Genomic DNA, 12,645 nt, shown 5'->3' with positions numbered 1-12,645 from the left:
ACAAGCTTTACTGAATTTAACTGAATCGATAAAGAGGGAATTTTATGCAAGAGATCGATACCAAACACTTTCACCTGATCGCCGGAGCCGGTAACTTTGCCGACAACCGCGGCAGCAATGGCCGCGTCAACAACAACGGCGGCAACAAGAACGGGGGCGGGTCATCCAATCAGGGATTCTACGGCAAGCACACCTCGCCGGATTGCGTTAACGGCGTGATCACCGGTTCTCTGGGCGGCCTTGGCGGCCTGGCGGTGGGCGCGCTCAACGGCGGCTGCTTCAAGGAGGGCAGCAAAGGCGGCGGCAACGTCGGCATGGGGAAAGGCGGCAACAAAAACAGCGGCAGCAACTGCAATAGCAATAAAGGCGGCAATACCTGTTCGCGCTAAGCGGTTTTAATTAATCAAAGCTCCGGCTGAGCCTCTCCGTTCGGTCGGTGCTTTCCGTATTGTTGGTGATAACCATGTTTAAACTGTTTCGTACCTTATGCCTGCTGCTCGGCTTCTGGATCGCCACCCTGCTGCTCAGCGGCGCGGGGGTCTCCTTTACCCACGGCTACGCCGCGCCGAAAAATCTGTCGCATTTCGTCGTCTCGCTGGTGGTGGTCGGCGCCATCCTGCTGTGGACCCATAAATTGCTGCGGTTCTTTTTGCCGAGAAATTTGAGAAGAAGCTGCGTTAAGCCGTGTTCTCGTTGGGGGCGCCGCCCGCAACGATAAAACCGGCATCGCGAATCGCCGCCTTAACCTGCCTGGCGTCCATCACGGCCGTTTTCACATAGCCAAAAAAGGCCACCCGTGCGCCGGGCAAACGGACTGGCGTCGCCAGTTGGGCCATAAGCTCACGATTGCGCCGCGCCATCAGCTCGGCGCGCGCCTGCCAAAAGGCGGCCGGTTCGGAGGGGGCTTCAGAGGCGGTTTCGAATTGAGACGCCAACTCGCTTAGCGCCTCCCACTCCGCCAACAGGGCGGCAACCACTTCAGGGTTAGCCACCAGCCCCCAGTCAGAGGGTAAGGCCCCCTCACGCCACGCATTGAGATAGCCGGGCAACATCATCTTTAATTGACTCAGTTGCTCGTTCACTGCGGGTTACCTTTTATAGCGCCTGATGCCGGGATATTTCCCATAATGACACTCTCGTTAAACCGTTGATGGGAACAAAGGCCGAAGCTTATCAGCGCCATAAATGACGTAATGACTTTTGGTGCGGCTAAATTAGCGATAGGTGCGGGTGGTGTGTGGAGCCGGAGATCGGGCTGAGGTGTTACGACTGGAAAGAGAAACCAGAATTTTATTGGCGTCTTAAGTGGAATTTTCTTATAAATCAATCACACAAAAAAAGACCGAATACGATTCCTAAAGTCGTAAATCATATGACATTCCCTTTAAAATCAATTAAATATATGATTTTACCTCAAAAAACAGCTTAACACGCCCCATGCTGGCCCTTAGAGATCATACATTTACCTGATGTTTCGTTTATATTCGTGGATAATTCGGAAGCAAAAATGACCTCAACAGCCTTCACTAAATGCCTCATCCTTGCCGCCGTCATGGTGCTGATACACCCGGCGTTCTGTATCCCCTTCCTCATCGCTGCCTACCTGCTTGCAGGCAAGGGCCGTATGGATCTGGACAGTAACACCAGCATCATCCTTGGGATCGTTGGCTTTTTCATCGTATTGTTCATCTTTGCTGCTATCCATCACTCGTTAAAATGAGTTTTAGTGTTGACTTATTGAACACTATGTATCTAACAAGAACTAATCAAAATACAGCTAGATATTAGCTAGTTTCTTAAGAGCATGGCTCTGTGTAGTCGTGACTTGATCTGTTGGTAATCAGGAGCACCCATCGGTCGGCTAGGAGCGAGTAATAGACATTAGCTCATCTAGATACAAGTCGTTACAAAGTGCTTAGATATATCTATGGAAGGTATGACGATTCACACTTCATTCCTCTATAAGGAGAGAGTGATTTTTTTCGAAAAAGTACTACATAGCTATTAAACACGTTCTACACTTATCAAAATATTTCGAACTTTCTAGAGATGTTTTGTCTGCAATAAATGGCACTTCAACGTTAATAAGAGCGGTAATGGTTTCTTAAATAGCTAGCCAGCTAATTATATCAACCCTATAAAATGGAGTCATTATATGCTGTGATGAAAAAAAGTTTTTGCGATTATACCGTTCCAAACTCAGGCGAGGTTGTCAGACCTTACACTATCACTCTTTTTTGTCGTAAATATATTGATATTATTGAATGTAAATTTATAAATTTTGACAATCTTCAATCAAACCTGAAACATATTAAATAGCGACAGTCTAATATCCGAAATGGTAATTAATAAAAAACATACCGTAACAATGCAACAGCATCTAGATGATGCGAGCCGATTCAGTTCACTCTGATAGTAGGGGGTGTTATGAAACCAGTTGACGTTAGATATCTAATCCTGCCTTTAATTTTAATTGGAGGCACGGTAAATGCAAGCTGGGTAAGTGAAATTACTGGCGTAGATATAGATCTAAACAGAGGGACAATAGATATAAAACCACCTAATATAAATGCGATACCACCAATGATCCAAAATTTGCCGAAAGATGTTGGCCAGGCACTTCTCGATCCTAACTCCCCACTTTTAGCAACAGCCATTCGATTTTCAAGGGGGCAGGCTCTTAATCGAGGTGTAAAACCAATTCCAGAAAATATAAAGCAGACATTAGCATCATATTTCCCTTCTGACATTTTGAATAAAGTACGTTGGACAACTGCCGACGGTATAAGCCTCGATGGGATGTTAAAAAACTGGTTTAATCAGGAAGGAGCTATTACTTATGATGAAGTTGTAGTTTTCGCTAATCAAAACTTAGTTGGCGATGTCGGCCTTTGGGCTCATGAGTTGACTCACGTTCTACAGTACTCGCAAATGGGTGTTGAAACATTTGCATTCCAGTATTCCCATGACTGGAATTCTCTGGAAAACCAAGCTCGTGAAAATTCTCGAAGAATAATTGAAAGTATCAATTCAACTCAACAAGGGCATCCAGCAACATGGGGATATTCTGGAAATGTAGCTCAGGTAAATCAACAGGTGCAATGGGGTCAACTAAACCAGATCGCAATGAAAGCAATCCCACCTCAGCAATGTATATGGATAGATACAGTGCATAATACTACTGGAAACGCTTGCCCAATAAATATCAGAGTTGCTGGCGTGGTAGTGCAGCCATTCAATGCACCTCAATATGTTATGCCATGTAACGAACCAACTTGCATTATCCCTGCCGGACAATCAGGTCCTTTATTATCACCACCAGGGACGCAAATCATCGGCGTTACGGCTGCATATCAGTTAAACTAAAGTTCGGTACACACCAAGGTCAGATTAGATCTTACTCAGCGGTGCTGAGTAAGATCTATCATGATAGTCATACAATTAAACATCACTTATTAAAATATGGATTCACCCTCTCAACTACAGCGTATGGAATTGACCTGCTCCCCGTTGATTAACACACCGCGATGTTAGTAATGTCTTCATTAGCCACATGAGGACATCCCCATGAAGAAGCGTTTTTCCGACGAACAGATCATCAGTATTCTCTGTGAGGCTGAAGCCGGGGTTTCTGCCCGTGGGCTCTGCCGTAAGCACGCCATTTCCGACGCCACCTTTTACACCTGGCGCAAGAAGTATGGCGGTATGGAGGTGCCCGAGGTTAAGCGCCTGAAGTCGCTTGAGGAAGAGAACGCCAGACTCAAGAAGGTGCTTGCCGAAGCCATGCTGGATAAGGAGGCACTTCAGGTGGCTCTGGGGCGAAAGTACTGACGACAGGCCAGAAGCGGGAAGCCGTTGAGTTTATGTGTGATGCGACCGGTCTGTCGCAACGTCGTGCCTGCAGGCTTACAGGTTTGTCTCTATCGACCTGCCGCTACGAGGCTCAGCGTCCGGCGGCTGATGCGCATTTATCAGGGCGCATTATTGAGCTGGCACTGGAGCGCAGGCGTTTTGGCTACCGCCGCATCTGGCAGTTACTGCGCCGTGAAGGCCTTCAGGTTAATCACAAGCGCGTGTACCGCCTTTATCATCTCAGTGGGCTGGGCGTAAAACGCAGACGACGTCGTAAAGGACTGGCAATGGAACGTCTGCCGCTGCTCCGCCCGGCAGCGCCCAACCTGACCTGGTCGATGGATTTCGTCATGGACGCGCTGGCCACCGGCCGCAGGATAAAGTGCCTGACCTGTGTGGACGACTTCACGAAGGAGTGTCTGACAATTACCACCGCATTCGGGATTTCAGGCGCTCAGGTCACGCGTATTCTGGACAGCATTGCACTGTTTCGAGGCTATCCGGCGACAATAAGAACTGACCAGGGGCCGGAGTTCACTTGCCGCGCACTGGATCAATGGGCCTTTGAGCATGGTGTTGAGTTGCGCTTAATCCAGCCGGGCAAGCCAACGCAGAACGGATTTATTGAGAGTTTTAACGGACGATTTCGTGATGAATGTCTGAATGAGCACTGGTTCAGCGATATTACTTATGCCAGGAAAACGATTAATGACTGGCGGCAGGATTATAATGAGTGCCGTCCCCATTCATCGCTGGATTACCAGACGCCGGCTGAATTTGCAGCGGACTGGCGAAACGGGAAGTATGAAGAAAAACCAACCGACATTACTAACTGAAGGTTGTATCTAATCCTGGGGGCAGGTCAATGCGTATCGCCATCCCTTTAAGCCTACATCTTGAAGCGGCAAATCTTCGCTTGGGGGATGTAATAGAGCGCTGCCGAACCTCGCATTCTTCAAACTACATCATCAACACTACGCGGCGTTCTAAGAAAGGTGATACATCGTTACACCCTGACGCTTTAACCAAAGCATTTGTGAAAGCCAGGAATGCCTCAACGCTGGATCTTGGTGACAATCCACCAACATTTCACGAGATCCGCAGTCTCGCGTCACGGCTATACAGCATGGAAAAAGGGGAAGAGTTTGCACAGCGCCTTCTGGGCCACAAATCAGCACTCATGACGAAGAAATATCTCGATCTCAGAGGCAAAGAATACGTACTTGTCTAAAAAGACCGGATATAGGATTTCGTGGAAATTTCGTGTATTTTCGTGGATGGGTGAAATTTTACCTTATAAATCAATCACACAAAAAAAGACCGAATACGATTCCTATATTCGGTCTAGGGAAATGGCTCTTGGGAGAGAGCCGTGCGCTAAAAGTTGGCATTTAATGCAGGGCTTGTTCAGCCGTGCACTTTAAGAGTAGCCTACCGCGCCAGTTTTGCCAGCCGCCCGGCGGCTGCGTGATAGTTTCGTGACGAAATAACTATGCGGCAAATGCGCATCAATCTGCGCACGCTGGGCAAGGCGTTGGCAAACAAGCGGTTAGTCAGCGCACAGCTTCTCGGCGCGCTCGATAAACGGCGCCATGCTCATTTTTTTCCCCGGTTCGGCAGGGTCGTCCAGCAGGATCACCTCCAGCGGCTGCGCGCGCTGATGGCCCTTCTTCACCTGCTGCTCTGCCGCGTCGTTGAGCGGGTATTGCATCAGGGTGCTGTTGTTGAGCACGAACAGCGCGCCGCCGCTGCGGCACTGCAGCGTCACTTCTTCCTTGGTGAACGCCCACTGTTTGCCGTACTCCAGTTTGGTGATGTTCACCAGTTTGTCTGCCGCCAGCGCGCTGGTCGCGGTTGCCAGCAGCGTAATGCCGAGTAATACCGATTTCATGTGATGGCCTTAAGGTTGCTATTCGCGTCGATTTTCCCGCAGCTTGCCCGGTTGCGGCAAGCTGAAATGTCATACCGGCGCATAGGTTGCAAATAAACTGACCAGCAGCAGCACCGCCATCCCCAGCCCGACTTCGAGCCAGCAGGCCAGCACCACGCCACGCTGCGCCAGCGCCGGTACGCGGCTCATCGCCGGCACGATAGCGTAGCGATTGGCCAGCGCCACCATCACCATCAGCGCCACTAGCGCGGTTTTGATCAGCAGCAGGCGCTGATAAGGCGAGCCGAGGTTGAGCGGCCAACCGCCGAGAATGATCAGGCTGTTGACGATGCCGGTAACAATCACCGCCGCCACCGCCAGGTGCCCCCAGCGCGAGAAACGGATCAGCGTGGTGATGGCGTCGCTGCGCCACTGCGGCGGCGATAGGTAACGCAGGCAAACCAGCAGCGGCGCCAGGCTGCCGAACCAGTAGCCTGCGGCCAGCAGGTGCACCGCATGGTTGGCGCGGTGCAGCGCGCCCAACGCGCCTTCATGCATCGCCGCGTGGCCGATGAACGCCAGGCTCACCAGCAGCAGCGCCGAACACAACGCCAACGCCTGCGCGCGCGGCCGTTCCGGCAGCAGCAGGCACAGGATCGCCAGCAGCGACAGGCCCAGATGCCAACGCCACACTTCGCCGAAGGTGGTGCCGAGTACCGCCCACCAGACCTCCAGCCGCCAGGCGTCTTGCCAACCGTCGCCCATCTGCCCGGCCTGGATGGCCAGCAGCGCCACGGCGGAAAGCCCGGCAATCCAGGTGCCGGCAAGCAGCAGCGGACGCACATCGCGGGATAGGATCGGGGAGAGGCGCTGCGGTGACAATAAGGCGGTGAACAGACTGATGCCGAACATCAGCATCACCGCCGCAAAGTGCACCAAGCGACACAGAACGAACAGGGTCGCCAGAGTCACGATCAGTTTACGGTGAAGCTGTACTGGCCTTTGGTTTTATGCCCGTCGACCGATACCACATGCCAGCTGACGTTGTATTTGCCCGCGCTCAGCTCGCCTTCAATCGGCACGTTGACCTGGGTGTTGTTGTTCGGATCGAGCTGCAGCTTGCCGGTTTTCACCACGGCGTTGTCCGGGCCGGTGATTTTCACGCCGCTGAAGTTTGGTTCGATGCCTTCGGAGAAGCTGAGGGTCAGCGCCTTCGGCGCCGGGCTGACGCTGGCGTCGGCCTTCGGCGTTTCCACTTTCAGATGGGCGTGCGCCAGCGCTTGCTGCGAAGACAGGCCAACGAACAGGACGAAAACGGTGGAAAGCAGGCGACAGGAGGAACGAATTTTACCGATCACAGTGGTATCCCTTAACAATATAAAGAGGGTCATAAGGGTTAAGGCCACAGCCAAGGCGATGTATCAGCGGCCCCAACCCACCGCAATGATTGCGCCACGGGTAAACAGAAAAACGGGTTGTATCGGCTAACCCGCTGTTTTGACTCTACCATCCCTGTAGCGTATCGCGGTAAATCATAACGACCACGCCGCGGCAAGTCGAGCGCATCACTGGCATTTTGCGATCCGGCAGCACGTATCGCCGCATAACCGCGATAAACGCAGGGTAAAAAAAACCGCGCGTCAGGCTCGCCCGCGCGCGGTTTTTCGATGCTCTGGTGCAGATCAGGCCTGGTCGTTGCCGCCCTGGCCCATCGCGCCCATTTTCTTCAGATCTTTGTCGATGAAGAACAGGCCCTTGCCGCTGGTGCCCACCAGCGCCAGCTTGTCCAGCACGGATTTGAACAGTTTCTCTTCTTCATGCTGCTCCGCCACATACCACTGCAGGAAGTTGAAGGTGGAGTAATCGTGTGCGGTCATGGCGGCGTGCGCCAGTTCGTTGATCTGACGAGTGATCAGCTGTTCGTGTTCGTAGGTCTGCTGGAACACGTCCGCCAGCGACTCAAACGCCACCGGCGGCGCGGCGATGGTGCCCAGCAGCGGCAGAGAGCCGGTGTCGCTCAGATAGTCGAACAAACGTTGCATATGCTGCATCTCTTCCTGAGAATGCTCTTTAAGAAATGCGGCGGCGCCTTCAAAGCCTTTATCGCTGCACCATGCGCTCATCTGCAGATACAGGTTGGCGGAGTAGAACTCCAGATTCAGTTGCTCATTCAGCTTTTGAGTCATTTCTTGCGTCAGCATAATGATTCCTTTTATTTTGCAGGTCATGAATTTAATTTCAGCGCATTATGCCCTGCTGCCGTAAAAATAAAAACACATTATTCACACCAAGCAAACATTAATTATAAAAATCATAAATATCAATAAATTAAAATATCAAACCCACATTGAGAATTCACATGATAATTATTTTCATCTTTTATTTTAATCAAAAGGCGAATCATTCTTATTTAAAAGAATAAATAGATTGCATTACTCTCGGATAAATATCGCTCCCGGCAACGGCGTAATGGGCTTGCCAAGCGCCGCCGGGTGGATTACCTTCTGCGCAGATTCAATGCGGCAAAGTAAGTAAGGAGCATAGCGTGGGTTACAATCTGGCCGAGCTGTCCAAAGAGGAAATGGACAGGGTGAATGTGGATCTCGCCGCCTCAGGCGTAGCGTACAAAGAGCGCTACAACATGCCGGTGATCCCGGAAGTGGTGGAGCGCGAGCAACCGGAAGCGCTGCGCGACTATTTTCGCGAGCGCGTGGCGCACTACCGCGCGGAATCCCACAAGTTTTCGCGCCTGCCGTACGAGCCGAAGGCTAAATAGAAAAACCCGCCGTTACGGCGGGTTTTTTGCGTCACTTGCCGGCAAACCGGTCGGTGGCGATCATCAGCTGGTGCAAAATGCCCGGCTCATCATACGAATGCCCCGCCCCTTCCACGATATGCAGCTCCGCCTCCGGCCAGGCCTTGGCCAGGTCCCAGGCATTCTGCACCTGGCAGGCCATGTCATAACGGCCGTGGACGATCACCGCCGGAATATGGCGGATCAGCGGCACGTTGCGCAGCAGTTGGTCGTCGCTTTCCAGGAACCCCAGATGGGTGAAGTAGTGGTTTTCAATGCGGGCGAACGCCAGCGCGAAATCATCCTCGCCAAACGAAGCGGATTCGCGGCTCGGCAGCAGCGTGACCGTCTCCCCTTCCCACACGCTCCAAAGTTTGGCCGCTTCAAGCTGCACCTGCGGATCGGCCGAGGTCAGCCGCTGCCGGTAGGCGGCAATCACGTCTTTGCGCTCGTCATCCGAGAGGATGGACAGCACGCGCTCCCATTTTTCCGGGAAGAAGCGCGAAGCGCCGTCCTGGTAATACCAATGCAGCTCCTGCTTGCGCAGGGTGAAGATGCCGCGCAGCACCATTTCACTGACGCGCTCCGGGTGGGTCTGCGCATAGGCAAGCGCCAGCGTGGAGCCCCAGGAACCGCCGAACACCAACCATTGTTCGACGCCGGCCATTTCGCGCAGCCGTTCGATATCGGCCACCAAATGCCAGGTGGTGTTGTTGTCCAGGCTGGCATGCGGACGGGAGCGGCCACAGCCGCGCTGATCGAACAGCAGCACCTTGTAGCGTTCGGGATCGAACAGCTGACGATGATGCGGGGAGATGCCGCCGCCCGGCCCGCCGTGAATGAAGACCGCCGGTTTACCGTTCGGGTTACCGCTCAGCTCCCAGTAGATCCGGTGGCCATCCCCAGTATCCAGCCAACCGCTGTCGTATGCCGCTAACGGCGGGTACAAACCTCGTAATTGTTCCATGGCGCTTTCCGTCTCTCTGTGAGTCATGCTTTCATCAAAGCGGAAGCCGCCCGGCAGGTCAACGGTAAAACCCGAAAACTCGAACGCGCGCCGGGAACTCGGCGCGCGTTTGCTCAAAATCACAACGACCTGCCGGCAAAATGCCCACAGGCCCGATCAGTTCAGGTGCGCAATCGCGCTGATCTCCACCAACTGCTCGGGCGAAGCCAGCCCGGTGACGCCGATCAGCGAACCGGCGGGCCGGTGAGCGCCGACATAGCGTTTGAACAACGCAACGCAGGGTTCAAAATGCGCCTGTACGTCGGTCAGGTAGATCTCCACATACGTCAGGTTCGAACGTTCGGCGCCGAATCCCACCAATACCCGATCCAGGTTGTCCAACGTCTGTTGGGTTTGCCGTTCGATATCGCCCGCGCCGATAAACTCACCCTGCATATCATGGGAAAACTGCCCCGAAATGTAGAGGGTGTCTTTGACGCGAATGCCTTGGGACACGCCATTCTCCTCTTCCCAAATGACCCCGTGATGGTAGTGCGTGATGCCGTTTTTCATGCTGCTTCTCCAACCGTTTATCGTTTCCATGACGACTATAATCGTTTGATTGGCGAATGGACGTCGTCACTGAAACGACATTGACTATGCAGTTAATGCATTGAATATGTTAAATTAATTATCTTATCACCGGCTCTCTGGGGGGCGGCATGCTGCGGGCGAATCTCAATGACATTCAGGTTTTCATGGCCGTCGTCGACGCCGGCAGTTTTGTCGCCGGCGGACAGACGATGGGGCTATCGCGCTCGGCGGCGGGCAAAGCCATCGCGCGTCTGGAGCAGCGGCTGAGCGTGCGGCTGTTGCATCGCACCACGCGTTCGCTTGGCCTGACCGACGAGGGGCGAGAGTTTTATCGGCGCGGTCTGCAGATCCTCGCTTCGGTCGACGACGCAGAGGCCAGCGTGGCCGGCGACAAAGGCACCGCACGCGGGGTGCTGCGGTTGACCGCTCCCGCCGCCTTCGGCAGACGGATCCTGTTGCCGCTGGTGCCGAAATTTCTCGTCGCCTGGCCTGAGGTGCAGGTGGAGATCAGTTTTTCCGATCGCCTGGCGGATATCGTGGAAGAAGGATTTGATTTGGCGGTGCGGATCGGCGTCACGGCGCCGGATACCCGGCTGGTGTCCAGAACCTTCGCCAGGTATCGCGCCCTGCTGTGCGCCTCCCCCGCCTACCTCGCCGCCCGTGGCGAACCGCAAACCGTCGAGTCGCTCGCCGGGCATGAGGCTCTGCTGTTCAGCAGCCGCAACCAAAAACAGCCCTGGCGGCTGCGCGACGAGCGCGGCGAATGGGTCAAGGCCCCGGTGCGCGGCCGCCTGCGGCTGGACAGTGGGGAAGCGTTACGCGACGCCGCTCTGTCCGGGTTGGGCATCGCGTATCTGCCGGAGTTTATGATTGCGGGGGACTTGGCCGCCGGCCGTCTGCGGCAGGTGTTGCGCGCCGTGGCGGGTGAAGAAGTCAGGATTGTGGCGCTCTATCCGAATAAGCGCCTGCTGGAACCACGCGTCAGGCGCTTTCTCGATCTGTTGGTGGATACGCTCGGCGGCTGAGACCTTACCCGCCTTTGCGCATATGCGGCTCGCGCATCTCCTGTGCAGTTTTCGCCTCGATGCTCAGCTCCGCCGTCGGGCGCAGCAGCAGGCGTGCCAGCCCGATAGGTTCGCCGGTTTCACGGCAGTAGCCGTACTCGCCGTTCTGCAATCGCGCCAGCGCCGCATCGATTTTCGGCAGCAGGCGGCTTTCGCGATCCAGCTGGCGGAACAGCAGGCGCAGATCCTCTTCGCGCGCCGCCTTGTCGGCCTCATCGCCCGTCGCTTCGCCGCCGTCGATCTCTTTTTTCAGCTCATCGATGTGCAGCAGCAGCTTTTGCCGCTCATCCTGCAGCAGCTGACGGAAAAACGCCCGTTGAACCGAGTTCATATAATCAGAATCCGGCATGGCCAGCAGTTGCTGCGCATCCGGTAATGCCATCACAGTCATTGCGTTCTCCGAATATTGAAAGTGTAATATTATAACATAATAATTATTTTTATCACCCGGTCATCCAAAAACAAAATTTTACGTGCAAACAGCCGGTTAAGTGCAATTCGCACTTTGTCGCTTGCATCCTGCCGGCTTTAGGCGGTTAATGGCTGAGCAAGCCACCCAATCATAGGTAACGAGAGGCCATCATGAGTAAGGGAATGGATAGCAAAAAAAATGCGAAGAAGAAGCCGTTGAAAACCCCAGCTGAGAAACGTGCAGAGAAACGCGCCAAAAAAGCGCATCCGTCTGGTGAGTAAGCGTCCTTCCATCCGTAATTAAACCCGCCAAGGCGGGTTTTTTATTGCCTCACAGGAGAGATGGCCGATGTCCTGCTTCACCCTCGCCGCCGCCCAATACCCCGCCGCTGCGGCCGATATCGCCTGCAACCTTGAACGTCACCTTGAATTTGTCGCGCAGGCAGCCCAACAGCAGGTGCAGCTGCTGGTGTTTCCCGAACTGTCGCTCAGCGGCTATGAACTGGCTGATGCTGCCGAACTGGCGCTGACGCTGGGCGATCCGCGTCTGCAACCGCTCGCTGCGGCGGCGCAATCGCATCAGATGACGATCATCGTCGGCGCGCCCTTACGCAGCGGCCAGGCGCTGCATATCGCTGCCTTGATCTTTCATCCCAATGGCGCATTGACGCCCTATACCAAGCAGCATCTGCACGGCGCGGAACGGCAACGGTTCTTGCCCGGTAATGGCGGCACGCTGCTGGAAATACATCGGCAACGCATCGCGCTGGCTATCTGTGCCGATACTTCGGAGCCCGGCCACGCGAGCGCCGCCGCACAGGCGGGCGCGCAGATTTATGCTGCCGGCGTGCTGGTATCTGAAGCCGGTTACGCGAAAGACAGCGCCGCGCTGGCAGGCTATGCCCGGCGTTACGGCATGGTCACGCTGATGGTCAACCATGCGGCGCCGACCGGCGGCTGGATCCCGGCAGGCCGCAGCGCCATCTGGGATGAAACGGGAGCGCTTTTGGTTGCCGCGCCGGATGACGCTCCTGGGCTGATCATCGCCGGCAAGACTTCCGACGGTTGGCACGGTCGCCTGTGCCGGTTAAGCTGAAGCCTGACGGCAACGCGG

General features: G+C 54.4%; 17 protein-coding genes. 8 read left to right on the top strand and 9 right to left on the bottom strand.

Annotated features, from left to right (window positions below):
- Positions 1-44: 44 nt before the first annotated feature.
- Both ACJ8PN_RS05540 and ACJ8PN_RS05535 read left to right on the top strand, forming a co-directional pair.
- A complete protein-coding gene (locus ACJ8PN_RS05540) occupies positions 45-389 on the top strand; it encodes a hypothetical protein (protein WP_046899291.1) in 345 nt (114 codons plus the stop codon).
- 74 nt (positions 390-463) lie between these two features.
- A complete protein-coding gene (locus ACJ8PN_RS05535) occupies positions 464-718 on the top strand; it encodes a hypothetical protein (RefSeq protein ID WP_442534685.1) in 255 nt (84 codons plus the stop codon).
- On the opposite strand, the gene ACJ8PN_RS05530 is transcribed toward ACJ8PN_RS05535, so the two are convergent.
- The gene (locus ACJ8PN_RS05530) at positions 678-1,082 is read right to left on the bottom strand and encodes a hypothetical protein (protein ID WP_442534684.1); all 405 of its coding nucleotides are present in this window, start codon (positions 1,080-1,082) and stop codon (positions 678-680) included. The two genes, ACJ8PN_RS05535 and ACJ8PN_RS05530, sit on opposite strands and share 41 nt — an antisense overlap.
- Before the next feature lie 431 nt (positions 1,083-1,513).
- Positions 1,514-1,705: a hypothetical protein gene (locus ACJ8PN_RS05525; RefSeq protein WP_171453795.1), complete on the bottom strand. Its 192-nt coding sequence runs from the start codon at positions 1,703-1,705 to the stop codon at positions 1,514-1,516.
- A gap of 722 nt (positions 1,706-2,427) precedes the next feature.
- On the opposite strand from ACJ8PN_RS05525, the gene ACJ8PN_RS05520 reads away from it, so the two are divergent.
- From ACJ8PN_RS05520 to ACJ8PN_RS05510, 3 genes are all read left to right on the top strand, one after another.
- Entirely contained in the window at positions 2,428-3,366 is a 939-nt protein-coding gene (locus ACJ8PN_RS05520; RefSeq protein WP_253718525.1) for an eCIS core domain-containing protein, read from the top strand.
- 201 nt (positions 3,367-3,567) lie between these two features.
- Positions 3,568-4,688 (top strand): IS3 family transposase gene (locus tag ACJ8PN_RS05515; RefSeq protein WP_411261829.1). Its coding sequence is split into 2 segments (ribosomal slippage): positions 3,568-3,826 and positions 3,826-4,688, totalling 1,122 coding nucleotides; the frame shifts between segments, so codons are not numbered across the junction.
- Positions 4,689-4,717: 29 nt separating this feature from the next.
- Positions 4,718-5,083, top strand: a complete 366-nt coding sequence (locus ACJ8PN_RS05510; RefSeq protein ID WP_171453793.1) for a tyrosine-type recombinase/integrase — start codon at positions 4,718-4,720, stop codon at positions 5,081-5,083.
- A 318-nt stretch (positions 5,084-5,401) separates the two neighbouring features.
- On the opposite strand, the gene ACJ8PN_RS05505 is transcribed toward ACJ8PN_RS05510, so the two are convergent.
- The 4 genes from ACJ8PN_RS05505 to ftnA form a co-directional block, all read right to left on the bottom strand.
- Positions 5,402-5,743: a YebY family protein gene (locus ACJ8PN_RS05505; RefSeq protein ID WP_442534683.1), complete on the bottom strand. Its 342-nt coding sequence runs from the start codon at positions 5,741-5,743 to the stop codon at positions 5,402-5,404.
- Positions 5,744-5,812: 69 nt separating this feature from the next.
- Positions 5,813-6,694, bottom strand: coding sequence for a copper homeostasis membrane protein CopD (gene copD, locus ACJ8PN_RS05500; RefSeq protein WP_171453791.1), 882 nt, complete (start codon positions 6,692-6,694; stop codon positions 5,813-5,815).
- A gap of 2 nt (positions 6,695-6,696) precedes the next feature.
- Positions 6,697-7,113, bottom strand: a complete 417-nt coding sequence (gene yobA, locus ACJ8PN_RS05495) for a CopC domain-containing protein YobA (RefSeq protein ID WP_046686875.1) — start codon at positions 7,111-7,113, stop codon at positions 6,697-6,699.
- Between the two features lie 291 nt (positions 7,114-7,404).
- A complete protein-coding gene (gene ftnA / locus ACJ8PN_RS05490) occupies positions 7,405-7,923 on the bottom strand; it encodes a non-heme ferritin (protein WP_015377481.1) in 519 nt (172 codons plus the stop codon).
- 344 nt (positions 7,924-8,267) lie between these two features.
- Between ftnA and ACJ8PN_RS05485 the strand changes: the two genes are divergently transcribed.
- On the top strand, positions 8,268-8,498 hold the full coding sequence (locus tag ACJ8PN_RS05485; protein ID WP_016928156.1) for a DNA polymerase III subunit theta: 231 nt from the start codon (positions 8,268-8,270) through the stop codon (positions 8,496-8,498).
- Between the two features lie 31 nt (positions 8,499-8,529).
- Here ACJ8PN_RS05485 and pip read toward each other — a convergent pair whose 3' ends face one another.
- Both pip and ACJ8PN_RS05475 read right to left on the bottom strand, forming a co-directional pair.
- The gene (gene pip, locus ACJ8PN_RS05480) at positions 8,530-9,483 is read right to left on the bottom strand and encodes a prolyl aminopeptidase (RefSeq protein ID WP_004928848.1); all 954 of its coding nucleotides are present in this window, start codon (positions 9,481-9,483) and stop codon (positions 8,530-8,532) included.
- A gap of 156 nt (positions 9,484-9,639) precedes the next feature.
- Positions 9,640-10,035, bottom strand: a complete 396-nt coding sequence (locus ACJ8PN_RS05475) for a RidA family protein (protein WP_442534682.1) — start codon at positions 10,033-10,035, stop codon at positions 9,640-9,642.
- A 149-nt stretch (positions 10,036-10,184) separates the two neighbouring features.
- Here ACJ8PN_RS05475 and ACJ8PN_RS05470 point away from each other — a divergent pair, with 149 nt between their 5' ends.
- Entirely contained in the window at positions 10,185-11,081 is an 897-nt protein-coding gene (locus ACJ8PN_RS05470; RefSeq protein ID WP_442534681.1) for a LysR family transcriptional regulator, read from the top strand.
- A 4-nt stretch (positions 11,082-11,085) separates the two neighbouring features.
- On the opposite strand, the gene dksA is transcribed toward ACJ8PN_RS05470, so the two are convergent.
- Entirely contained in the window at positions 11,086-11,511 is a 426-nt protein-coding gene (dksA, locus tag ACJ8PN_RS05465; RefSeq protein WP_004928840.1) for an RNA polymerase-binding protein DksA, read from the bottom strand.
- Between the two features lie 369 nt (positions 11,512-11,880).
- On the opposite strand from dksA, the gene ACJ8PN_RS05460 reads away from it, so the two are divergent.
- Positions 11,881-12,627, top strand: a complete 747-nt coding sequence (locus ACJ8PN_RS05460; RefSeq protein WP_437189049.1) for a carbon-nitrogen hydrolase family protein — start codon at positions 11,881-11,883, stop codon at positions 12,625-12,627.
- Positions 12,628-12,645: the final 18 nt, after the last annotated feature.

This window comes from Serratia sp. CY76391 (genome assembly GCF_052166695.1).
GTDB classification, from domain to species: Bacteria; Pseudomonadota; Gammaproteobacteria; order Enterobacterales; family Enterobacteriaceae; genus Serratia; species Serratia nematodiphila.
This window is presented reverse-complemented; position numbering and strand designations above follow the sequence as displayed.

What these genes read in the sequence shown, in the direction of transcription:
- pip (WP_004928848.1), bottom strand. Translation starts at nt 9,483, where the DNA reads ATGGAACAATTACGAGGTTTGTACCCGCCGTTAGCGGCATACGACAGC.
- ACJ8PN_RS05460 (WP_437189049.1), top strand. Translation starts at nt 11,881, where the DNA reads ATGTCCTGCTTCACCCTCGCCGCCGCCCAATACCCCGCCGCTGCGGCC.
- ACJ8PN_RS05510 (WP_171453793.1), top strand. Translation starts at nt 4,718, where the DNA reads ATGCGTATCGCCATCCCTTTAAGCCTACATCTTGAAGCGGCAAATCTT.
- ACJ8PN_RS05520 (WP_253718525.1), top strand. Translation starts at nt 2,428, where the DNA reads ATGAAACCAGTTGACGTTAGATATCTAATCCTGCCTTTAATTTTAATT.
- ftnA (WP_015377481.1), bottom strand. Translation starts at nt 7,923, where the DNA reads ATGCTGACGCAAGAAATGACTCAAAAGCTGAATGAGCAACTGAATCTG.
- ACJ8PN_RS05535 (WP_442534685.1), top strand. Translation starts at nt 464, where the DNA reads ATGTTTAAACTGTTTCGTACCTTATGCCTGCTGCTCGGCTTCTGGATC.
- dksA (WP_004928840.1), bottom strand. Translation starts at nt 11,511, where the DNA reads ATGACTGTGATGGCATTACCGGATGCGCAGCAACTGCTGGCCATGCCG.
- ACJ8PN_RS05525 (WP_171453795.1), bottom strand. Translation starts at nt 1,705, where the DNA reads ATGGATAGCAGCAAAGATGAACAATACGATGAAAAAGCCAACGATCCC.
- ACJ8PN_RS05540 (WP_046899291.1), top strand. Translation starts at nt 45, where the DNA reads ATGCAAGAGATCGATACCAAACACTTTCACCTGATCGCCGGAGCCGGT.
- yobA (WP_046686875.1), bottom strand. Translation starts at nt 7,113, where the DNA reads ATGACCCTCTTTATATTGTTAAGGGATACCACTGTGATCGGTAAAATT.
- ACJ8PN_RS05475 (WP_442534682.1), bottom strand. Translation starts at nt 10,035, where the DNA reads ATGAAAAACGGCATCACGCACTACCATCACGGGGTCATTTGGGAAGAG.
- ACJ8PN_RS05505 (WP_442534683.1), bottom strand. Translation starts at nt 5,743, where the DNA reads ATGAAATCGGTATTACTCGGCATTACGCTGCTGGCAACCGCGACCAGC.
- ACJ8PN_RS05470 (WP_442534681.1), top strand. Translation starts at nt 10,185, where the DNA reads ATGCTGCGGGCGAATCTCAATGACATTCAGGTTTTCATGGCCGTCGTC.